Below are 21,427 nucleotides of genomic sequence, written 5' to 3' on the forward strand. Positions count from 1 at the left end.
AACCCGTCAGCGCACACCTTCGCCCGGTGTTCGGGCCCGGCGTACGCCCGGGGGCAGGGACAGCTCGAACCAGACCGTCTTTCCCTCCCCGGTACGGCTCGCACCCCACTCCCGCGACAGCCTGCTCACCACCCGCAGTCCGCGCCCCGCCTCGTCGGCCGGACCCGCGCTCAGCAGGGTCGGCAGGACATGCCCGTCGTCCACCACCTCGCAGAGCAGCGTCTCGGCCCGCACCAGCCGGAGCCCGACACGGTGGCCGTCCACGTGCCGTACCGCATTGGTCACCACTTCGGAGACCAGCAGCTCCGCGTTCTCCGACACCTCTTCAAGGCCCCACTCCCGGAGCTGTGCGCGCACCAACCGCCGCGCCGTGCCCGCCTCCTGGGCCTCCGGGGCCAGCTCCCACCGGGCGACGTCTTCGGTCGCGATTCCGTTGAGCCTGGCCATCAGCAGGGCCACGTCGTCCTTGCGCCCGCCCCGCGTGTTGAGAGAGCGGATGATCGTGTCGCAGGCGTCGTCCATGGAGGCGGCGGGATGGGCGGCCGATTCGCAGAGTGTGGCGAGCCCGACGCCGATGTCCTCGCCCCGTACCTCCACCAGGCCGTCGGTGCACATCACCAGGCGGTCCCCGGGCGCCACCGCGATCCGTGCGGTCTCGAAGGGCACCCCGCCGACTCCGATCGGTGCGCCCGTGGGCAGTTCGAGGAGTTCGCTGCGGCCGTCCGCGGCCCGGACGAGGACCGGCGGGATGTGGCCCGCGTTGGCCATGAGCAGTTCGCCGTGGACCGGGTCGTAGACGGCATACAGACAGGTCGCCAGATAGTGCTCGCCGAGCCGCTGCGCCAGGTCGTCGAGGTTGCGCAGCAGCTGTGCGGGCGGCAGGTCGAGGGCGGACAGGGTCTGTACGGCGGTCCTCAACTGGCCCATCATCGCCGCCGAGTTGAGTCCGTGCCCCATCACATCGCCGACCACCAGCGCGATCCGCGAACCGGGCAGCTTGATGGAGTCGAACCAGTCGCCGCCGACCCGGCCGAGCAGCGTCCCCGGCAGATAGCGGGTCGCCGTGTCGCAGCCGGCCATCCGCGGGGTGACCTGCGGCAGCATGCTGTCCTGGAGGGTCTCGGCGACGCTCTCCTGGTAGGTGTACATCCGTGCGTTGTCCAGGACGAGCCCGGCGCGGGCGGCGAGTTCGGCGCCGGTGAAGCGGTCCATGTCGTTGAAGAGTGCGCGGCCCGGGTGGCGCAGCAGGATCATGAAGCCGAGGACCACATTGCGCGCCTTGAGCGGCACCACCAGCATGGAACGGCCGTTGATCAGCGGCCTGATGTCGCGCTTTTCGAACTGCGAGGCGATGGCGGTGCCCATCTGCTCGCTGATCTGCGGTACGAGCACGGGATCGCCGGAGGTCATGCACTGGAAGAACGGTGTGTGCGCGGGGAAGGGCATCGCCTCTCCGACCGGGACCACGTCGTCCCAGCGTCCGGGTGCGTCGACGTGCTCGACGGCGACCCGGTGCCACATGGTGGTCTCGTCGGGCGGCCCGTCGGGGAATCCTTCGCCCGCGATGACCTGTTCGCGCAGATAGGTGCCCGCGACGTCGGTGAAGCGCGGCACGACGGCGGCGCTCACTTCCTGGATCGTACGGGCGAGATCGAGGGAGGAACCGATGCGTCCGCTCACCTCGTTGAGGAATTCGAGCCGCTCGCGCACGGCGGCGTACTCAAGGTCCAGCTCCGGGGCCACGGGTGCGGTGGTCTGTCCCGCTGCCGTGTCCGCCTCGGCCTGCCGTCGCCTCGCCGCGCGCTCTGCCCGCCGCGGAACTCCCCAGTCTGGTGTCACGGGCACGCGGTCGTGCTGGCTGAACTCCAGGACCGGATAGCCCAGTTCGAGCACCTGCGAAACGATACGGCGGCTCTCGCCGACACTCATGCTCGGAAGGATCTCCGGCAGGCGTCCCGCCAGTTCGTCGGAGCCGAGGAATTCCGTGTGCAGCGCGAACCCGGGCGCTATCCGCTCGACAGCGCCGTCATCGGACTCGGTGCGGAGCTGGGAGGCGTCCGCGGCGAGAACCAGCAGCCGCTCGGGCCCTGGACCGACGAGCGGATACGCCCACCACAGCACATCGATCTGCGCCCGTCCCGGCTCGGACAGCCGGGCCCGGCCCGCGGCCGGATAGGAGGTGAGTCCGTTCAGCGTGGCGTCCAGGCCAGGACCCAGTTCGCCGTAGACCGGGTCATATCCGTCGTACGATCCGTCCTCGCTCAGCGCGCCGGAGACCGGCATCAAATCGAGGGCGGGCAGCCCCACCGCCTCTTCCCTGGGACGGCCGAACAGCCGCCGCGCACCGGTCGACCAGTGCGAGACGAGGCCCTGTCCGTCCACCACGACGACGGCCAGCGGAATGCGTCCTGCCTCTGCGTACTGCGGAGTACCACGCTCCATGGATCCACCGTACGACTCCCACGGAGCAGTGCGCGGGCGAAGGACCGAAAAGGTCGTGCGCCCGCGCACATTCTGACAAAAGGTCAGTCCTCGTGCCCCAGTTGGAGATCACGTTCCGTGCGCCCGCCGCCCGCGACCTGCAGGACCGTGGCCACGGGCGGATAGCCCGCCGCGATCACCGTGTACTCGCCGGAGGACAGATCGACGAAGCGGAAGGTGCCGTCGGGGCCCGTGGTGAGCGTGTCCACCACATTGCCCGCGGCGTCGAGCAGCGTGACCCGCGCGTCCTCCACCGGACGGCCGCCGCCTGCCCGCACCGTGCCGCGCAGCACCGCGCCGCCCGCCAGCTCGATGTCCTGCCGGGTCTCGCGCGATGCCTGCACGCTCACCGGCAGCGCGGCGGGGCGGAAGGCGGGGGCGCTCGCCGCGAGGGTGTACTCCCCCGCCACCAACTCCGTGATCACATACGACCCTTCACGTCCGCTGCGGGTCGATGAGACGACCTCGCCCCGGACATCGGTGAGCGTCACCGCGGCATCGCGCACCGGCGTCCCGTCCGCCGTGACGACGGTCCCGGCCAGCCGCCCGGCCCCTCCGAGGACCACATCCAGGTCCACGGGCCGCTCGCCGACGGTGACGCTGACGGCCTGCGGCTGGTGCCCGCCGGCCGCCGCGATCAGTACGTACGCACCGGAACCCGGCACGCTCAGCGCGTACCGCCCGTCCTCGCCGCTCGCGCCCCGCCCGATCTGCCGCCCTGTGACGTCGATGAGGGTGAGGGCGGCACGCGGGACGGTCGATCCGTCGGAGTGGTGGACATGGCCGCAGACCGGCACTCCCGCACCGAAAGAGGTGGAGGGCGAGAGAACCGAAGGGTTACGGGCCGAAGGGACGGCGGCGTCGGGCTCGACGGCGGGGGCGTTGTGGGACACCAGCGGTTTCTCCTTGAGGAAGAAGGCGATGACAAGTCCGAGAACGAGCACCGGCACGAGATAGAGGAAGATCCGGGGCATCGCGTCGGCGTACGCCTGGATGTAGCCGTCGCGCAGCGCGGCGGGCATCGAGTGGACCAGCTGCGGGGTGATCGACTCCGGGTCGGGCAGATGGGCGCCCGCCGGGAGCCGTACGTCCAGCGCGTCGGTGAGACGGCCCGCGAAGAGCGTCCCGAAGACGGCGGCGCCGACGCTTCCGCCGATCTGCCGGAAGTAGTTGTTGGCGCTGGTGGCGGTGCCGATGTCGGACGGCGGTACGGAGTTCTGCACCGCGAGCACCAGGACCGGCATGATCAGGCCGATGCCCACGCCCAGGACGGCCATCCCGATGCTGTACTCCAGCCGCGAGGTGTCCACCTCCAGGCGCGAGAGCAGCCACATCCCGACGGCGGAGATCGCGCTGCCGAAGACGGGAAAGAGCTTGTAGCGTCCGGTGCGGCTGATGAGCTGCCCGGAGACGACCGAGGCGCCGACGATGCCGCCCATCATCGGCAGCATCAGCAGCCCCGACTCGGTGGCGCTGGCCCCGTCGACCATCTGCAGGAACGTCGGCAGATAGCTGGCCGCGCCGAAGAGCGCGACACCGACGACCGCGCCGACGAGCGCCGTCACATTGAAGATCCCGTCGCGGAACAGCCGCAGCGGAATGATCGGTTCGGGTGCGAAGTGCTCAACGACCACAAAGAGCAGGGCCGTTCCCGCCGCTCCGGCCGCGAGCCCCAGGATCGTGCGCGAGCCCCAGGCGTACTCGGTGCCGCCCCAACTGGTCAGCAGCACCAGACAGGTCGACGCGGCCGCGAGGAGCAGCGCCCCGAGGATGTCCAGGCGCGGTTTCGCGGTGGGCTTCGGCAGCTTCAGTACGAGGGCGATCATCACCAGCGTGAGAAGGCCGAACGGCACATTGATGTAGAAGCACCAGCGCCAGGAGGCATGGTCGGTGAAGAAACCGCCGAGCAGCGGCCCGGCGACCGAGGCGAGTCCGAAGGCCGCGCCGATCAGCCCCATGAAGCGGCCGCGCTCACGCGGCGGCACGATGTCCGCGATGATCGCCTGCACGCCGATCATGAGCCCGCCGCCGCCGATGCCCTGGACGGCACGGAAGGCGATCAGTTCGTCCATCGACCGTGACCAGCCGGCCAGCGCCGAACCGATGACGAAGACGATGATCGCGAAGATGAAGATGGACTTGCGCCCGAAGAGGTCGCCGAGCTTTCCGTAGATCGGCAGCCCGATGGTGGAGGCCAGCAGATACGCGGTGACCGCCCAGGACATCTTGTCCAGGCCGTGCAGTTCACCCACGATCTTCGGCAGCGCGGTCGCCACGATCATCTGGTCGAGGGCCGCGAGCAGCAGGGTGAGCATCAGCGCGAGGAAGACCATCCGCACGCGGGCCGGGCTGAGTTCGTCGTACTGGTACGTGGGCAAGGGTTCGGGTGGTGGCGGGGGTTCGACCGCGATCGCCGCCTGCTCAGCCTCGGCCTGCTCGTCCTTAACCAGCGTGATCCCGCCCACCTGCTGCTCCCCATTCGTCGCGCCTGCGCCACCCTTTTCTCGCATTACGCGACAAGGGGGAGCAAGCGCGACGATTGGCGCGCCAGGCGCACGCCGGAGGCTTTACCGCCGGTGGGAGCCCCTACGGCGTACAACTGGGCCGCACAGAAAACCACTCGAACCGGTGAGCATCCATTTCACCCGGACGGGCTACTTGCGGTTACTTGCCCACCTCGGTGGCGAGCTTGTCGAGGATCGCGTCGTAGATACGGCCAAGTCCCTTGGGGGCGAAGGTCTTCTCGAAGAATCCGCCGATACCGCCCGCGCCGTTCCAGACGGTGGAGACGACGACCCTCGACTGCTTCTCGCCGGCCGGGGTGACCGTCCAGGTGGTGACCATGGAGGAGTTGCGGTCCTTCTCCACGAGCTGACCTTCGGTGGGCTCGGAGACCTCGAGCAGGCAGTCCCGAATGCGCTTGCTGGTCGCCTGGAGCTTCCAGTGGACGAGGGTGCCCTCGCCGTCGCCGCCCTCGCACACCTCGAACTCGCTGAAGTGTTCGGGAAGGATCTTCGCGCGCGTACCGGTGTAGTCGGCCAGCGCGTCGAACACCGTCTCCGCATCCGCCGCGATGGTCCGCTCCGTGGTGGCCTCTACCTGCGCCATGCCGTTTCCTCTCGTGGTGCGTACGGGGGGTGCCCCATTCTCCACCGCCGCCGGGCTCGCACGATCATGGGAACAAGTGTTCTATTATGGGGCGCGAGCAACCGAGGAGGCACCATGCGCTGGGACAATCTGGCGGAAAACCGTACAGGGCCGGGGCTCTTCGACGCGGAAGCCGTACGGACACGCACCTTCGACACCCCGGAATTCCGTGGCGTCACCTTCCATGAGGTCAGGGCCCGTTCAATCGTGAACCGGGTGCCGGGCGCCTCACGCATGCCGTTCGAATGGACGGTCAACCCGTATCGCGGCTGCACCCACGCCTGCGTCTACTGTTTCGCACGCAAGACCCACAGCTATCTGGACCTCGACACCGGTCTGGACTTCGACTCGCAGATCGTCGTCAAGATCAACGCACCCGAGCTGCTCCGCGGCCATCTCGCCTCCCGCAGCTGGCAGGGCGCGCACATCGCGATGGGCACCAACGTGGACTGCTATCAGCGGGCCGAGGGCCGTTACCGTCTGATGCCGGGAATCATCGCGGCCCTGCGCGACCACGCGAATCCATTCTCCATCCTCACCAAGGGCACGCTGATCCTCCGGGACCTCGAACTGCTGCGCCAGGCCGCCCAGATGACCGAGGTCGGCGTCTCCGTCTCCACCGGTTTCATGGACGAGGAGCTGTGGCGCACGGTCGAGCCGGGCACACCCTCGCCGCAGCGCCGCCTCGACGCCGTACGCACCCTGACCGACCAAGGGATCGACTGCGGGGTGCTGATGGCGCCGGTCATCCCCTTCGTCGGTGACCGCCCCGACCAGCTGCGGGCGACCGTGCGCGCGATCGCGGCCTCCGGGGCGACCTCCGTGACCCCGCTCGTGCTCCATCTGCGGCCGGGCGCCAGGGAGTGGTTCATGGCCTGGCTGGGGGTGCACCATCCGCATCTCGTACGGCGCTTCGAGCGGCTGTACGCCGAGGGGGCGTACGCACCGAAGTGGTACCAGCGGCGCATCACGGGGCAAGTGCACGCGCTGGCGGCCGAGTTCGGGATAGGCCCGGCCCAGCGCGGAGCGGCGCGCCGGATCCCGCCGGTCGAGGAGCCGGAGCTCCCCGGGCAAACCCAGCTGACACTGCTCTGACCACTGGCTTATCGTGCACCGCATGGACGCACGGATACGGGACATGACCGCCGACGACTGCCACGCCGTGGCCACCGTCAGAGTCCGCGGCTGGCAGTTCGCGTACGCGGGGCTGATGCCGCAGCCGTACCTCGACGCCCTGGACATCGAGGCCCAGGCGGCCCGCCGCCGCGAGGTCTTCGAAGGCGGCCGCGGGAAGGTGGTCAACGTGGTCGCCGAGCGCGACGGCGAAGTGATCGGCTGGGGCTGCTGCGGTCCGTACCGGGAGGACGACGGCAGCCCCACCGCCGACGGCGAGCTCTACGCCCTCTACCTGCTGCCCGAGCACCTCTCCACCGGCGTCGGCCGCGCCCTGGCCGCCGAGCTGACCGCCCGCGCGGCCACCGCGGGCTTCCCCGTACTGCGCCTGTGGGTCCTCAAGGAAAACGCCCGCGCACGCCGCTTCTACGAGAAGGCCGGCTTCGCCGCCGACGGCGCCGAGGAGCCCTTCGAGGTGGACGGCGTCCTCGTCCCCGAGGTGCGCTACTCCAGACCGCTCAGCGCCACGGACGCGGCAGCGCCCAACTTCGGTTGATCCAGGGCGCTTTCCAGTACGGACCGAGCCCGCACGTCGCCCAGCTGCCCCAGCCCCTCCACACAGGCCAGCGCCACCCGCCAGTAGGGACCGTCCGGGGCGAGCAGCCGCTCCAGCGTGGCGATCAGCACCGGCACGGACTCCGGCGCCCGCAACTCGGCCAGCAGCCGCACCGGTTGCAGCGCATAGGCGGTACGCAGCTCATTTGAGGCCAGCGCGGCCGCCGCCCGAGCGGTCCGGGGGTCGCGGAGTCGTGCCAGCGCGTACGAGGCCGAGACGCAGCGCTCAGGATCGCGGTGGTTCAGCAGCAGGACCAGCGCCTCGAAAGCCCGCCGGTCACCCGAACAGCCCAGCCGGAAGGCGGCGGCTTCCCGCGCCCAGAGCGGCTGCCCCGCCTCGGTCAGCACCCCCGCCAGCTCTTCGTGGTCCTCGCTCGCCAGCAGCCGCTCACACTCCCCCGAGCCGCCCGACTCGTCCCGCAACCGCTCCGCGAGCGACCTCAACTCCTCTTCCATGGCGTCCATGCACCGAACATTAATGGCGATCCAGATCACATCCGCCCAGGGCTGGCGCGCTCGTTACCCGCGGGTTAACCTCATGTGAGCGGGTCACACCCCGCAAGAGCAGCAAGACAAGAGCAGTAGAAGCAGTAAGAGCAGTTCCTCAGGGCGGCCTGGTGACGCAGCCGCTTCGAGTGTCCGTCGGTTCAGCATTTCTGTATGCACAGGTACGACGCGTGGCCCCGGGACAGGGCCCGTCGGCTCCTTTTCACGACACTCCTCTCAGTCGTCACTCATCCCTGGAGTCCCCTGATGGACACCCCTCTCCGTACCATCGCCGTGGTCGGCCTCGGCACCATGGGCACCGGTATCGCCGAAGTCCTGGCCCGCGCCGGCCGCGAGGTCATCGGTATCGACATCAGCGACGCGGCGGCCCGCCGGGCCGTGGCCTCGCTCGAGGCCTCCACCGCCCGCGCCGTGCAGCGCGAGCGGATCACCGAGGAGGAGCGCCGTACCGTCCTCGCCCGGTTCCGCACCTTCTCCGACCTGCAGGCGGCGGCCGAGGCCGAACTCGTCATCGAGGTCGTCCCCGAGTCGTACGAGATCAAGCAGCAGCTCTTCCGGGCGCTGGACACGATCGTCTCGCCGACCGCGATCCTGGCGACCGGCACCAACGCCCTCTCGGTGACACGTCTGGCCGCCGAGTCCTCCCACCCGGAGCGCGTCCTGGGCCTGCACTTCTTCAACCCCGCACCGGCCATGAAGCTGGTCGAGGTCGTCTCCTCCGTGCTGACCGCGCCGCCCGCCGTCGCGACCGTCACCGCACTCGCCCGGGAGCTCGGCAAGGAGCCCGTCGCGGTCGGCGACCGCCCCGGTTTCGTCGCCGACGGGCTGCTCTTCGGCTACCTCAACCAGGCCGCCGCGATGTACGAGGCCAAGTACGCGTCCCGCGAGGACATCGACGCCTCGATGCGCCTGGGCTGCGGACTGCCCATGGGGCCGCTCGCCCTCCTGGACCTGATCGGCATCGACACCGCCCGCACGGTCCTCGAAGCGATGTACTCCGCCTCCCAGGACCGGCTGCACGCCCCCGCCTCGATCCTCAAGCAGCTCAGCGACGCGGGCCTGTCCGGACGCAAGTCGGGCCGCGGCTTCTACTCGTACGAGGGTCCCGGCAGCGCGACGGTCGTCAGCGACGCCCTCACCCCCCGCGACTCCGCCGGGTCCGCGACCGGCCGGGAGATCCGCTCCGTCGGTGTCGCGGGCTCAGGGACGATGGCCTCGGGGATCGCCGAGGTCTTCGCCAAGGCGGGGTACGACGTCGTGCTCGCGGCCCGCTCCCAGGAGAAGGCCGAGACCGCCAAGTCCCGTGTCGCCAAGTCACTTTCGCGCTCTGTCGACAAGGGCAGGATGACGGCGGAGGCGAAGGACGAGGCACTGGCGCACATCACCCCGGCGGACTCGCTCGACGCCTTCGCCGAGGTCGACCTGGCGGTCGAGGCGGTCGCCGAGGACCTGGAGGTGAAGCAGCAGCTCTTCGCCACGCTCGACAAGGTCTGCAAGCCGGGCGCGGTGCTCGCCACCACCACCTCGTCGCTCCCCGTCGTCGCCTGCGCCCGCGCCACCTCGCGCCCCGAGGACGTCATCGGGATGCACTTCTTCAACCCGGCGCCGGCGATGAAGCTGGTCGAGGTGGTCCGTACCGTCCTCACCTCCGACGACGTCCACGCCACGGTCCGCGAGGTCTGCACGAAGATCCGCAAGCACCCGGTGGACTGCGGCGACCGGGCCGGGTTCATCGTGAACGCGCTGCTCTTCCCGTACCTCAACAACGCGATCAAGATGGTCGAGGAGCACTACGCGACCCTCGACGACATCGACGCCGCGATGAAGCTCGGCGGCGGTTATCCGATGGGCCCCTTCGAGCTCCTGGACGTCGTCGGCCTCGACGTCTCGCTCGCCATCGAGCGGGTCCTGCACCGCGAGTTCCGCGACCCGGGACTGGCCCCCGCACCGCTCCTGGAGCACCTGGTGGCCGCGGGCTGCCTCGGCCGCAAGACGGGCCGTGGCTTCCGCGAGTATGCCCGCCGCTGACCAGGGCGCCGGGTGGGGAGGGCTGCTCGAACCCGAGAGCAGCCCTCCCCCACAGGCGCACCTTCCTGCGCATATGCAGTACGTTCGGACCATGCCCACGCCTGCCAGGTCAGCCCGTGCCACCGCGACGTCCGATGTACCGGAAAGTGCCGCAGGCACCCGCGCGGCCGCCCAGCGCCTGAAGATGCGCAGGGAACTGGCGACGGCGGCGATGGAGCTTTTCTCCGCCAAGGGGTACGAGGCGACGACGGTCGACGAGATCGCGGCGCAGGCCGGGGTCGCACGCCGGACCTTCTTCCGCCACTTCCGCTCCAAGGAAGAGGCGATCTTCCCCGACCACGACGACACGCTGGTGCGGGCCGAGGCGGTCCTGAACGCCGCCCCGCCGCACGAGCACCCGCTGGACACCGTGTGCCGCGGCATCAAGGAAGTCATGCGGATGTACGCGGCCTCGCCCGAGGTCTCCGTCGCCCGCTACAAACTCACCCGCGAGGTCCCCACCCTGCGCGAGGCCGAGATCGCCTCGGTGGCCCGCTACGAGCGGCTTTTCACCCGCTATCTCCTCGGCCACTTCGACGAGCACGCCCACCACGACGGCAACGACGACCCGTTGCTCGCGGAGGTCGCCGCATCCGCGGTCGTCACCGCGCACAACCACGTACTGCGCCGCTGGCTGCGGGCCGACGGCAAGGGCGACGTGGAGACCCAGCTCGACCACGCGTTCGCGATCGTCAGGGACACCTTCGGCACGGGCATCGGCGCGGGGCGTACGGCGGAGACGCCAGGACCCGCCGCTGTCACCGCGCACACCAACGGGGAGGTGCTGGTGGCGGTGGCGCACACCGACGCACCGCTCAGCGAGGTCATGCGGACCATCGAGCAGGCGCTGAAGAAGCGCTGACCTCGCGCGACACCACTGCGACGGCCGTCCCTTTCCGGGGCGGTCGTTCTTTTTGCGCCCACGAATGATCGATCATCGCTCACTTGTTACGTAAAGATTTCACCTGAGCGCAACTTCTGGCACTCAGTGTCTTGCCACCTGGCACGGGGTGTCATAAGTTGAAGTTGTCCGGGCGGCCGGCGTGCAGAGACAATTCGTACGCCGGCTGTCCCCGTAATCCACGTGATTGCGCGCCCGGACGCCTGCGTCACAGGCAACCTCCCGCGCCACACCCAGCGCTGCCACAGCACCACCACCTCCGCCGAACCGACGGCACACCTCCACAGCAGCATTCCCGACGCAACCCTCAGACGCGTTCCCCTCGGACGCATCCCCAAGCTCTCGGCTCCGCTCGAGCAGGGGAGGCCCCATTCGCCGGAGGCATCACCGTGAAGGAAATCCTGGACGCGATCCAGTCCCCCGACAGCAAGTCCGCGGACTTCGCCGCCCTGCCCCTCCCCGAGTCCTACCGTGCGATCACCGTGCACAAGGACGAAGCGGAGATGTTCGCGGGTCAGGAGTCCCGGGAGAAGGACCCGCGCAAGTCGCTCCACCTGGACGACGTGCCGGTGCCCGAGCTCGGTCCCGGCGAGGCGCTGGTGGCGGTCATGGCCAGCTCCGTGAACTACAACTCCGTCTGGACCTCGATCTTCGAGCCGGTGTCGACCTTCGGATTCCTGGAGCGGTACGGCAGGCTCAGCGAGCTCTCCAAGCGCCACGACCTGCCGTACCACGTCATCGGCTCCGACCTGGCGGGCGTCGTGCTGCGCACCGGACCCGGCGTCAACGCCTGGCACCCGGGCGACGAGGTCGTCGCGCACTGCCTCTCGGTCGAGCTGGAGTCCTCCGACGGCCACAACGACACGATGCTCGACCCCGAGCAGCGCATCTGGGGCTTCGAGACCAACTTCGGCGGCCTCGCCGAGATCGCGCTCGTCAAGTCCAACCAGCTGATGCCCAAGCCCGGTCACCTCAGCTGGGAGGAGGCCGCGGCGCCCGGACTGGTCAACTCCACCGCGTACCGGCAGCTGGTCTCGCGCAACGGCGCCGGGATGAAGCAGGGCGACAACGTCCTGATCTGGGGTGCGAGCGGCGGACTCGGCAGTTACGCCACCCAGTTCGCGCTGGCCGGCGGCGCCAACCCCATCTGTGTCGTCTCCAGCGACCAGAAGGCCGACATCTGCCGTGCGATGGGCGCCGAGGCGATCATCGACCGCAACGCCGAGGGCTACAAGTTCTGGAAGGACGAGCACAACCAGGACCCGAAGGAGTGGAAGCGCTTCGGCAAGCGCATCCGCGAACTGACCGGCGGCGAGGACGTGGACATCGTCTTCGAGCACCCGGGCCGCGAGACCTTCGGCGCCTCGGTCTACGTCACCCGCAAGGGCGGCACCATCGTCACCTGCGCCTCCACCTCCGGCTTCAACCACGAGTACGACAACCGCTACCTGTGGATGTCGCTCAAGAAGATCGTGGGCTCGCACTTCGCCAACTACCGCGAGGCGTGGGAGGCCAACCGGCTGGTCGCCAAGGGCAAGATCCACCCGACGCTCTCCAAGGTGTACTCCCTCGAAGAGACCGGGCAGGCCGCGTTCGACGTCCACCGCAACCTCCACCAGGGCAAGGTCGGCGTGCTGGCGCTCGCCCCGAGCGAGGGCCTCGGAGTCCGCAACGAGGAGATGCGCGCCCAGCACATCGACGCCATCAACCGCTTCAGGAACATCTGATGGCGGCTCGTCCGAAGGACCGCCCCTGGCTCATGCGGACGTACGCGGGCCACTCCACGGCCGAGGCGTCCAACGAGCTCTACCGCAACAACCTCGCCAAGGGCCAGACCGGTCTCTCCGTCGCCTTCGACCTGCCCACGCAGACCGGTTACGACCCGGACCACATCCTCGCCCGCGGCGAGGTCGGCCGGGTCGGCGTCCCGGTCTCCCATGTCGGCGACATGCGCCGTCTGTTCCAGGACATCCCCCTGGAGCAGATGAACACCTCGATGACCATCAACGCCACGGCGATGTGGATGCTCGCGCTCTACCAGGTGGTCGCCGAGGAGCAGGGCGCGGACATCAACCAGCTCCAGGGGACGACGCAGAACGACATCGTCAAGGAGTACCTGTCGCGCGGGACGCACGTCTTCCCGCCGGGTCCTTCGCTGCGGCTGACCACCGACATGATCACGTACACGGTGAACCACATCCCCAAGTGGAACCCGATCAACATCTGCAGCTATCACCTCCAGGAGGCGGGGGCCACGCCGGTCCAGGAGATCGCGTACGCGATGTCCACCGCGATCGCCGTCCTGGACGCGGTGTTCGCGTCCGGCCAGATCGCCGACGACCGCAAGGGGGACGTGGTCGCCCGTATCTCCTTCTTCGTGAACGCGGGCGTCCGCTTCATCGAGGAGATGTGCAAGATGCGCGCCTTCTCGCGCATCTGGGACAGCATCACGCGTGAGCGGTACGGCATCACCGACGCCAAGCAGCGCCGCTTCCGCTACGGCGTGCAGGTCAACTCCCTGGGCCTGACCGAGGCCCAGCCGGAGAACAACGTCCAGCGCATCGTCCTGGAGATGCTGGCCGTCACCCTCTCCAAGGACGCCCGCGCCCGCGCCGTGCAACTCCCCGCCTGGAACGAGGCGCTGGGGCTCCCCCGCCCCTGGGACCAGCAGTGGTCGCTCCGTATCCAGCAGGTGCTCGCCCTGGAGAGCGATCTGCTGGAGTACGAGGACATTTTCGCCGGGTCGCACGTCATCGAGACCAAGGTCGAGGAGCTGGTCGAGGAGTCCCTCGCCGAGATCGACCGCATCCAGCAGATGGGCGGCGCGATGGCGGCCGTCGAATCGGGCTATCTCAAGTCGAACCTCGTGGCCTCGCACGCCGAGCGCAGGGCGCGTATCGAGGGCGGCGAGGACAAGATCGTCGGCGTCAACATCCATCAGGCCACCGAGCCCAGCCCGCTCACCGCGGACCTCGACGGCTCGATCATGACGGTGGACCCCGCGGTCGAGTCCCGTGTGGTCTCGGCCCTCTCCACCTGGCGCGACACCCGCTACCAGCCGCCCTTCAACCACCCGCGCCCCTGCAAGGCGCTGGAGAAACTGAAGGAGGCGGCGGCCGGCACGGCGAACCTGATGGAGGCCACCCTGGAGTGCGCCCGCGCGGGTGTCACCACCGGCGAATGGGCGGGCGCCCTGCGCGAGGTCTTCGGCGAGTTCCGCGCCCCGACAGGAGTGAGTTCGGCCCCGGTCGCGATCCCGGTCGAGGAGGGCACCCCGCTCGCGGCCGTACGCGCCAAGGTCGCCAGGACCGCGGAGGACCTGGGCAGCGGCCGGCTGCGCCTCCTGGTCGGCAAGCCCGGCCTGGACGGGCACTCCAACGGCGCCGAGCAGATCGCGGTGCGCGCGCGTGACGCGGGCTTCGAGGTGGTCTACCAGGGCATCAGGCTGACGCCCGAACAGATCGTCTCCGCCGCTCTCGCCGAGGACGTGCACTGCGTGGGTCTGTCGATCCTCTCCGGCTCGCACTCCGCACTCGTGCCGGACGTGCTGGAGCGCCTGCGCGAGGCAGGCGCGGCCGACATCCCCGTGATCGTCGGCGGCATCATCCCCAACAGCGACGCCGAGGACCTGAAGCGGGCGGGAGTCGCCGCCGTCTTCACTCCCAAGGACTTCGGCATCACCGAGATCATCGGCCGTATCGTCGACGAGATCCGGACAGCGAACAAGCTCGACCCTCTGGAGGTCCCCGCATGAGTGTCAACCGTCTCCGCCCCCGTCGCTCCTGTCTCGCGGTACCGGGTTCCAACCCGCGCTTCCTCGAGAAGGCCCAGGGCCTCCCCGCCGACCAGGTCTTCCTCGACCTGGAGGACGCCTGCGCCCCGCTGGCCAAGCCCGAGGCGCGCCACACCATCGTGAAGTTCCTCAACGAGGGCGACTGGACGGGCAAGACCCGTGTCGTGCGCGTGAACGACTGGACGACCGAGTGGACCTACCGCGACGTGGTGACCGTCGTCGAGGGCGCCGGGCAGAACCTCGACTGCATCATGCTCCCCAAGGTCCAGGACGCCCAGCAGGTCGTCGCGCTCGATCTCCTGCTCACCCAGATCGAGAAGACGATGGGCTTCGAGGTCGGGAAGATCGGCATCGAGGCGCAGATCGAGAACGCGCGCGGCCTCAACAACGTCAACGCCATCGCGGAGGCCTCCCCGCGTACCGAGGCCATCATCTTCGGGCCGGCCGACTTCATGGCCTCCATCAATATGAAGACCCTCGTCGTCGGCGAACAGCCTCCCGGCTACGGCGCGGACGCCTACCACTACATCCTGATGAAGATCCTCATGGCGGCCCGCGCCAACGACCTCCAGGCGATCGACGGACCGTACCTCCAGATCCGCAATGTGGACGGCTACCGCGAGGTCGCCAAGCGCGCCGCAGCCCTGGGCTTCGACGGCAAGTGGGTCCTGCACCCCGGCCAGGTCGAGGCCTCCAACGAGATCTTCTCCCCCTCCCAGGACGACTTCGACCACGCCGAGATGATCCTCGACGCCTACGAGTGGTGCACGTCCGAGGCGGGCGGCAAGAAGGGCTCGGCGATGCTCGGCGACGAGATGATCGACGAGGCCAGCCGCAAGATGGCGCTGGTCATCTCCGGCAAGGGCCGGGCAGCGGGCATGCAGCGCACGACCAAGTTCACGGCCCCGGAGGCGTAACCACCATGCAGTTCGGCCGCACCTACGAAGAGTTCACCGTCGGGGACGTCTACAAGCACTGGCCGGGAAAGACGGTCACCGAGTACGACGACCACCTCTTCTGCCTTCTGACGATGAACCACCACCCGCTCCACATGGACAGCAACTATGCGGAGAATACGACCGATTTCGGGAAGAATGTCGTCGTCGGGAACTACATCTACTCACTCCTCCTCGGCATGTCCGTGCCGGATGTCTCCGGCAAGGCGATCGCCAACCTGGAGGTCGAGTCGCTGAAGCACATCGCGCCGACCTTCCACGGCGACACCCTCTACGGCGAGACGACGGTCCTCGACAAGACCCCGTCGAAGTCCAAGAGCGACCGCGGGATCGTCCACGTGGAGACCAAGGGCTACAAGCAGGACGGCACCGTCGTCTGCGTGTTCCGCCGCAAGGTGATGGTCCCCACCGAGACGTACATCAAGGAGCGCGGCGGCGAACAGCCCGGTCGCCCCACGCCCTCCAACTAACTACGCCGAGTCCAGGGAGAAGTAGTCATGGCGCGTCTCGCCCAGACCCCCGGTCTGACCGACATCCAGCAGGAAATCCTGGCCACGGTCCGCGATTTCGTCGACAAGGAGATCATCCCTGTCGCCACCGAGCTGGAACACCGCGACGAGTACCCGACGCAGATCGTCGAGGGCCTCAAGGAACTGGGCCTGTTCGGGCTGATGATTCCCGAGGAGTACGGGGGCCTTGGTGAGTCCCTTCTCACGTACGCGCTCTGCGTGGAGGAGATCGCCCGCGGCTGGATGAGCGTCTCGGGAATCATCAACACCCACTTCATCGTGGCGTACATGCTCAAGCAGCACGGCACACAGGAGCAGAAAGACACCTTCCTGCCGCGGATGGCGGCCGGCGAGGTGCGTGGCGCGTTCTCGATGTCCGAACCGGGGCTCGGTTCCGACGTGTCGGCCATCACGTCAAAGGGAGTTAAAGACGGGGACGACTACGTCCTGAATGGCCAGAAGATGTGGCTGACGAACGGCGGATCCTCGACTTTGGTGGCCGTTCTGTGCCGGAGTGACGAAGGACACCCTGAGGGCACGGCGCGCCACAAGTCGATGACGACCTTCCTTGTCGAGAAGGAGCCCGGCTTCGGTGAGGTCCGTCCCGGGCTGACCATCCCCGGCAAGATCGACAAGATGGGTTACAAGGGTGTCGACACCACTGAGCTGATCATGGACGGGCTGCGAATTCCGGCCAATCGCGTACTTGGTGGCGTTACGGGCCGCGGCTTTTACCAGATGATGGACGGCGTCGAGGTGGGCCGCGTCAATGTCGCAGCGCGTGGCTGTGGCGTCGCACACCGTGCATTCGAGCTGGGCATCAGTTACGCACAGCAACGGCATACCTTCGGAAAGCCGATCGCCCAGCACCAGGCAATCCAGTTCAAACTGGCCGAGATGGCTACCAAGGTCGAAGCCGCTCATGCGATGATGGTGAATGCAGCACGCAAAAAGGACTCCGGGGAACGAAACGACCTCGAAGCAGGGATGGCGAAGTACCTCGCCGCCGAGTACTGCAAAGAAGTCGTGGAGGATGCCTTCCGTATCCATGGCGGCTACGGATTCTCCAAGGAGTACGAGATCGAGCGCCTCTACCGAGAGGCCCCGATGCTTCTCATCGGTGAAGGTACCGCCGAGATCCAGAAAATGATCATCGGGCGGCGACTCCTCGAAGAGTACCGATTCCAGGGCTAATTGTCGGGTTTGAGGCGATTCATGCGCGAAGAAGATCACACCCAGTCATCGTCTTCCGGCCGCCGAATGGGCTTCCTGGCTTGCCCAGTTGTGGCCCGCAACCGATAACATCGCCCGAAAGCCGCCGTCCCCCATTGCAGCGCGGCATCATCCGCTACGAAGGTCATCCATGCCCCACAGCCAAACCTCTGCACCACGCGACGGCGCCCTCAAGGGCCGCCTTGCTCGCGGAGCATCGCCGTGGCTTCTGCCGACCGTCGCCACTGCGGCGTTCAGCCTGGTCCGGGCCCGCCGGTCCGGTCGCTGGGCTGCCGTCGCCGTGCCCACCACCGCTCTGGCGGCCGGCATGCTGTGGTTCTTCCGCGACCCCGAGCGCGAGATCACCCAGGGCCGGGTCATCTCGCCTGCCGACGGTGTGGTGCAGAGCATCATGCCGTGGAAGGACGGACGTACCCGCGTCGCGATCTTCATGAGCCCGTTGAACGTCCATGTCAACCGCGCGCCCCTCGCGGGCACGGTGACGTCCGTGGAGCACATCCCCGGCGGTTTCGTACCGGCGTTCAACAAGGAGAGCGAGAACAACGAGCGCGTTGTCTGGCACTTCGACACCGAGCTCGGTGACATCGAGATGATCCAGATCGCCGGCGCCGTCGCGCGACGCATCGTCCCTTACGTCCCGCAGGGCACGAAGGTCGAGCAGGGCGAGCGGATCGGCCTGATCCGCTTCGGCTCCCGGGTCGACATCTACCTGCCGGAAGGTGTCGAGGTCGCGGTCGAGGTCGGCCAGACCACCACCGCGGGGGTGACTCGCATTGACCGTGATTGATCCTGACACTCAGGCGGGCTGGGTCCCGGAGGGTGAGATCGAGGGGGACCTCGATGGCACAGAGGACATGCCGCTCTCCATGCGGCTGTCGATAGCGGACACGCTCACGCTCGGCAACGCCACATGCGGATTCATGGCCGTGTACTTCACCACGACCGGAATCCTCATCCCGCATCTGCAGGGCAGCTCGGAATCGGGCATGGCGCGGCACTCCGCCGCGACGGCCGTGATCCTGATGCTGATGGCAGCGATCTTCGACCTCTGCGACGGACTCGTGGCGCGCAAGCTGCGGTCCTCGCCGATGGGCGCGGAGCTGGACAACCTCTCCGACCTGATCAGCTTCGGGCTCGCCCCGGCCTATTTCGTGCTCGTGTACGGAATGGTCGCGGACGACGCCCATCAGCGGGTCGCGGCGGTCGCGGCGGTGGTCGTCCTGTTGGCGGTCGTCCTGAGACTCGCGCGCTTCTCGTGCGTGACGCTCAAGGACGGCATGTTCCAGGGCATGCCGAGCCCCTTCGGGGCGCTCACGGTGGTCTCCATCGTGCTCCTGGAGCTCCCCTTCATCCCGACGCTGCTGGCCGTGCTGGGCGTCGCCTGGCTGATGGTGAGCCGCGTCGAGTACCCGAAGCCGCGGGGCATCCTCGCGGTCGCGATGCTCAGCTGGATCGTGGGCGCGATGGGGCTGCTCGCAGCCTGGGCGTTCGACGCTCCTGGCGGCTACCTGCTGCTGCAGACCGGCTGTGCGCTCCAGGTCGTCCTCGGCGCGGTGATCCCGCTCTTCGCCACGGCGCGGCGCGTGAACACCTTCCGCGGGAACCGGCGCGAGGCGCGGACGGCGCAGCTGCCGTAGCGGTCGTACGGAACAGAACGGAACGTAGGGCCCCCGGTGCGGATCTCGCACCCGGGGCCCTTCGTCATGTCGGGACCGGCGTGTCAGAACCGGTCAGGGCCGGTCAGGGCCGGTCAGGGCCGGTCAGGGCCGGTCAGGGCCGGTCAGGGCCGGTCAGGATCCAGGGGTGAAGTCCTCGGCCGCCTTGGCTGCCGAAGCCGCCTGGACGACCTTGAGCCCACCGGGGACCGTGAGGTCGGGCTTCATGATCACGGACTCGCGGGTCGACGGGGCCTTGGGGTCCGAGAGGTCGTGCTTGATGCCGAAGCCGTTGTCGTACGAGGTGATCGTGAGCAGCGCCTTGTCGATGCCCGCACGGGTGAGGTCCTTGGCGGCACAGGCCTTCTTCAGCGCCTCGCCGTAGACGGTCGCCGCCGACCAGCCCGCCACCACACCGTTGTCCAGGCCGTCCTTGGGGTACGCCGCCGTGTACTCCTTGGCGAGCTTCGTCGGGGCCGGCTCGGTCGAGCCGATGGGGAGCGTGGAGGCCGCGACGTAGTAGTCCTTGGCCAGGGCCGGGCCCGCCGCGGTCTTCAGCAGCTGCGGGGCGAACGCGGAGTTGTTGCCGATGATCGGAATGTTGAACTTCACCGCGGCCGCGACCCCGACCAGCGAGGCCGCCTGACGCGGGCCCGCGCTGAGCACGATGGCCTTGACGCCCGCCTGCTTGAGCGCCGCGACCTGCGCCGACATGTCGTTGTCGGTCGGTTTGATCTTCTGCTCGACGACGGTGAGGCCGGCCTCCTCGGCCGCGTACTTGGACCCGGCCAGGGCGTTCTCGCCGTAGTCGCCCTCGAAGTACACATGGCCGATCTTGTCGCCCTTGGCGATCCGCTTCTGGGAGAGCAGGTACTCGACCGCGTTGATCGTCTCGATGTCGTACGTCGCCCCGAGAACCCGGATGTACGGGCTGCCGAGCAGCGAGGCCGACCAGGCCTGCGGCAGGACGAGGCCCTTGTCCTGGGTGTCGATGCGCTGTTTGACGGCGGCGACGAACGGCGAGCCGATGAACTGGACGAAGCCGAGCACCTTCGGTTCCAGCTCCGTGTACGCGGCCACGGCCTTCTGCGGGTCGTAGCCGTGGTCGCGTACGGTGAGCGCGATCTTGCGGTTGCAGATGCCGCCCGCGTCGTTGGTCTGCTTCGCCCAGAGCTGCTGCGCCTGGGTCACGCTTTTGCCCAGCGAGGCGTAGACGCCGGTGAGGTCGGTCAGGACGCCGAGCGGGATCGTGGTGGCGGTGACCCCGTTGCCGGTCTTCACTCCCCCCGAGCTCTTCTCCGCGCCGTCGCTCTTGTCGGCCTTGCTGCTGCATCCGGCCGCACCGATGGTGAGGGCGAGCGCGGTCACGACCGCAGCGCAGATCCTCGGCCTTGGTTTCATTGTTTCTTCTCCCTGGTCATGGTGAGACGGGTGAGGCCTCCCGGCAGGAACAGCACCACCGCGACGATCGCGGCGCCGTACAGATAGCGGGCCGCCTCGCCCGGTGCGATCCCGCTGCCGGTGCCTGGAGTGGAGACCAGCGGGAGGGAGTCGCTGTAGCGGGTGAGGAGCTGCGGCAGGAGCGAGACGAAGGCGGCGCCGAGTACCGCTCCCCTGACCGTGCCGAGACCGCCGATGACGATCATGGCGAGGTACTCCAGGGAGAGGGTCATGCCGAAGTAGTCGGGCACGGTCCGCTGGAAGATCAGGGCGAGCAGGACGCCGGCGAGGCCCGCGTACATCGAGGACAGGACGAAGACTGCGGCCCGGTAGCGGGCTACGGGAACGCCCATCACACCGGCTGCGATGCGGTGGTCGCGGATGGCGTTCATGGCCCGCCCCGGGCGTCCGCGCAGGACTCCGCGGGCGAAGAGCGCACCGGCGACGAGGGCGAGCAGGGCCGCGTACCAGAGCTTCTCGGAGGACTGGAAGGGGACGGCGGCGATCACTCTCTCGCTGTCGTCGAAGGTGAATCCGAAGAGGGAGAGCGGGGGGACGGCCCGTCCGTTGAAGCCGCCGGTGAGGTCCCTGGCGTTGAAGAGCAGATGTTGCCCGATGAAGATCAGGGCGAGTGTGGCGATGCCGAGGTACGCGCCCCGCAGCCGTCCCGCGATGGGGCTGAAGAGGCCGCCCGCCACCCCCGCGAGTGCCACGGCGAGGATGACCGCGAGCCAGCTGGGCAGCCCAAGGCCGGTCAGCCGGTGGCCGCTCTCGACGGTGGATTCGCCCGCGAAGACGCAGTAGCCGTACGCGCCGACGGCGAGGAAGAAGGCGTGCCCCATGGAGAGCTGTCCCGTGGCTCCGGTGAGCAGGTTGATGCCGATGGCCCCGATGGCGGCGGCCATCGCGAAGACCCCGGCCTGCAGCCAGAAGCGGTCGACGTAGAAGGGCAGCGCGAGCATCAGGACGCCGCCGACGGCCCATCCGTACGTACGGGGGCCGCGCAGCGC

General features: G+C 68.5%; 17 protein-coding genes. 11 read left to right on the forward strand and 6 right to left on the reverse strand.

Annotated elements, in window-relative coordinates; translation table 11 throughout:
- Positions 1 to 6: 6 nt before the first annotated feature.
- From J0695_RS05260 to J0695_RS05270, 3 genes are all read right to left on the reverse strand, one after another.
- On the reverse strand, positions 7 to 2,442 hold the full coding sequence (locus J0695_RS05260) for an ATP-binding SpoIIE family protein phosphatase (RefSeq protein ID WP_206960637.1): 2,436 nt from the start codon (positions 2,440 to 2,442) through the stop codon (positions 7 to 9).
- Positions 2,443 to 2,525: 83 nt separating this feature from the next.
- Positions 2,526 to 4,946 (reverse strand): MFS transporter, encoded by a 2,421-nt coding sequence (locus J0695_RS05265; protein ID WP_372445705.1) that lies wholly within the window; start codon positions 4,944 to 4,946, stop codon positions 2,526 to 2,528.
- Between the two features lie 199 nt (positions 4,947 to 5,145).
- Positions 5,146 to 5,589 carry an SRPBCC family protein gene (locus J0695_RS05270; RefSeq protein ID WP_206960641.1) on the reverse strand — a complete coding sequence of 148 codons (444 nt, stop codon included), beginning with the start codon at positions 5,587 to 5,589 and terminating at the stop codon, positions 5,146 to 5,148.
- A gap of 114 nt (positions 5,590 to 5,703) precedes the next feature.
- On the opposite strand from J0695_RS05270, the gene J0695_RS05275 reads away from it, so the two are divergent.
- Positions 5,704 to 6,723 carry an Rv2578c family radical SAM protein gene (locus J0695_RS05275; protein WP_206960643.1) on the forward strand — a complete coding sequence of 340 codons (1,020 nt, stop codon included), beginning with the start codon at positions 5,704 to 5,706 and terminating at the stop codon, positions 6,721 to 6,723.
- Between the two features lie 22 nt (positions 6,724 to 6,745).
- A complete protein-coding gene (locus J0695_RS05280) occupies positions 6,746 to 7,297 on the forward strand; it encodes a GNAT family N-acetyltransferase (RefSeq protein ID WP_206960646.1) in 552 nt (183 codons plus the stop codon).
- On the opposite strand, the gene J0695_RS05285 is transcribed toward J0695_RS05280, so the two are convergent.
- Positions 7,246 to 7,812 carry a HEAT repeat domain-containing protein gene (locus tag J0695_RS05285; protein WP_206960660.1) on the reverse strand — a complete coding sequence of 189 codons (567 nt, stop codon included), beginning with the start codon at positions 7,810 to 7,812 and terminating at the stop codon, positions 7,246 to 7,248. The two genes, J0695_RS05280 and J0695_RS05285, sit on opposite strands and share 52 nt — an antisense overlap.
- 297 nt (positions 7,813 to 8,109) lie before the next feature.
- On the opposite strand from J0695_RS05285, the gene J0695_RS05290 reads away from it, so the two are divergent.
- The 9 genes from J0695_RS05290 (at position 8,110) to pssA (ending at position 18,959) form a co-directional block, all read left to right on the forward strand.
- Positions 8,110 to 9,891: a 3-hydroxyacyl-CoA dehydrogenase family protein gene (locus tag J0695_RS05290; RefSeq protein WP_206960648.1), complete on the forward strand. Its 1,782-nt coding sequence runs from the start codon at positions 8,110 to 8,112 to the stop codon at positions 9,889 to 9,891.
- 91 nt (positions 9,892 to 9,982) lie between these two features.
- Positions 9,983 to 10,792 (forward strand): TetR family transcriptional regulator, encoded by an 810-nt coding sequence (locus J0695_RS05295; protein WP_206960649.1) that lies wholly within the window; start codon positions 9,983 to 9,985, stop codon positions 10,790 to 10,792.
- 428 nt (positions 10,793 to 11,220) lie between these two features.
- Positions 11,221 to 12,558, forward strand: a complete 1,338-nt coding sequence (gene ccrA, locus J0695_RS05300; RefSeq protein WP_206960651.1) for a crotonyl-CoA carboxylase/reductase — start codon at positions 11,221 to 11,223, stop codon at positions 12,556 to 12,558.
- Positions 12,558 to 14,585, forward strand: a complete 2,028-nt coding sequence (locus tag J0695_RS05305; RefSeq protein ID WP_206960652.1) for an ethylmalonyl-CoA mutase — start codon at positions 12,558 to 12,560, stop codon at positions 14,583 to 14,585. Before ccrA ends, J0695_RS05305 begins: the two co-directional genes overlap by 1 nt.
- Positions 14,582 to 15,541, forward strand: coding sequence for an HpcH/HpaI aldolase/citrate lyase family protein (locus J0695_RS05310; RefSeq protein ID WP_206960653.1), 960 nt, complete (start codon positions 14,582 to 14,584; stop codon positions 15,539 to 15,541). The genes J0695_RS05305 and J0695_RS05310 overlap by 4 nt, the downstream gene beginning before the upstream one ends.
- 5 nt (positions 15,542 to 15,546) lie before the next feature.
- Positions 15,547 to 16,050, forward strand: a complete 504-nt coding sequence (locus J0695_RS05315) for a MaoC family dehydratase (protein WP_206960654.1) — start codon at positions 15,547 to 15,549, stop codon at positions 16,048 to 16,050.
- A 27-nt stretch (positions 16,051 to 16,077) separates the two neighbouring features.
- Entirely contained in the window at positions 16,078 to 17,283 is a 1,206-nt protein-coding gene (locus tag J0695_RS05320; RefSeq protein ID WP_206960655.1) for an acyl-CoA dehydrogenase family protein, read from the forward strand.
- A gap of 169 nt (positions 17,284 to 17,452) precedes the next feature.
- Positions 17,453 to 18,109 carry a phosphatidylserine decarboxylase gene (locus tag J0695_RS05325; protein WP_206960656.1) on the forward strand — a complete coding sequence of 219 codons (657 nt, stop codon included), beginning with the start codon at positions 17,453 to 17,455 and terminating at the stop codon, positions 18,107 to 18,109.
- On the forward strand, positions 18,096 to 18,959 hold the full coding sequence (gene pssA / locus J0695_RS05330) for a CDP-diacylglycerol--serine O-phosphatidyltransferase (RefSeq protein ID WP_206960657.1): 864 nt from the start codon (positions 18,096 to 18,098) through the stop codon (positions 18,957 to 18,959). The genes J0695_RS05325 and pssA overlap by 14 nt, the downstream gene beginning before the upstream one ends.
- Before the next feature lie 153 nt (positions 18,960 to 19,112).
- On the opposite strand, the gene J0695_RS05335 is transcribed toward pssA, so the two are convergent.
- Positions 19,113 to 20,378, reverse strand: a complete 1,266-nt coding sequence (locus tag J0695_RS05335) for an ABC transporter substrate-binding protein (RefSeq protein WP_206960658.1) — start codon at positions 20,376 to 20,378, stop codon at positions 19,113 to 19,115.
- On the reverse strand, positions 20,375 to 21,424 hold the full coding sequence (locus J0695_RS05340; protein WP_242552242.1) for a branched-chain amino acid ABC transporter permease: 1,050 nt from the start codon (positions 21,422 to 21,424) through the stop codon (positions 20,375 to 20,377). Before J0695_RS05340 ends, J0695_RS05335 begins: the two co-directional genes overlap by 4 nt.
- Positions 21,425 to 21,427: the final 3 nt, after the last annotated feature.

It is taken from the genome of Streptomyces beijiangensis (assembly GCF_017315755.1).
GTDB classification, from domain to species: Bacteria; Actinomycetota; Actinomycetes; order Streptomycetales; family Streptomycetaceae; genus Streptomyces; species Streptomyces beijiangensis.

What these genes read in the sequence shown, in the direction of transcription:
- J0695_RS05260 (WP_206960637.1), bottom strand. Translation starts at nt 2,442, where the DNA reads ATGGAGCGTGGTACTCCGCAGTACGCAGAGGCAGGACGCATTCCGCTG.
- J0695_RS05270 (WP_206960641.1), bottom strand. Translation starts at nt 5,589, where the DNA reads ATGGCGCAGGTAGAGGCCACCACGGAGCGGACCATCGCGGCGGATGCG.
- J0695_RS05275 (WP_206960643.1), top strand. Translation starts at nt 5,704, where the DNA reads ATGCGCTGGGACAATCTGGCGGAAAACCGTACAGGGCCGGGGCTCTTC.
- J0695_RS05280 (WP_206960646.1), top strand. Translation starts at nt 6,746, where the DNA reads ATGGACGCACGGATACGGGACATGACCGCCGACGACTGCCACGCCGTG.
- J0695_RS05285 (WP_206960660.1), bottom strand. Translation starts at nt 7,812, where the DNA reads ATGGAAGAGGAGTTGAGGTCGCTCGCGGAGCGGTTGCGGGACGAGTCG.
- J0695_RS05290 (WP_206960648.1), top strand. Translation starts at nt 8,110, where the DNA reads ATGGACACCCCTCTCCGTACCATCGCCGTGGTCGGCCTCGGCACCATG.
- J0695_RS05295 (WP_206960649.1), top strand. Translation starts at nt 9,983, where the DNA reads ATGCCCACGCCTGCCAGGTCAGCCCGTGCCACCGCGACGTCCGATGTA.
- J0695_RS05305 (WP_206960652.1), top strand. Translation starts at nt 12,558, where the DNA reads ATGGCGGCTCGTCCGAAGGACCGCCCCTGGCTCATGCGGACGTACGCG.
- J0695_RS05310 (WP_206960653.1), top strand. Translation starts at nt 14,582, where the DNA reads ATGAGTGTCAACCGTCTCCGCCCCCGTCGCTCCTGTCTCGCGGTACCG.
- J0695_RS05315 (WP_206960654.1), top strand. Translation starts at nt 15,547, where the DNA reads ATGCAGTTCGGCCGCACCTACGAAGAGTTCACCGTCGGGGACGTCTAC.
- J0695_RS05320 (WP_206960655.1), top strand. Translation starts at nt 16,078, where the DNA reads ATGGCGCGTCTCGCCCAGACCCCCGGTCTGACCGACATCCAGCAGGAA.
- J0695_RS05325 (WP_206960656.1), top strand. Translation starts at nt 17,453, where the DNA reads ATGCCCCACAGCCAAACCTCTGCACCACGCGACGGCGCCCTCAAGGGC.
- J0695_RS05335 (WP_206960658.1), bottom strand. Translation starts at nt 20,378, where the DNA reads ATGAAACCAAGGCCGAGGATCTGCGCTGCGGTCGTGACCGCGCTCGCC.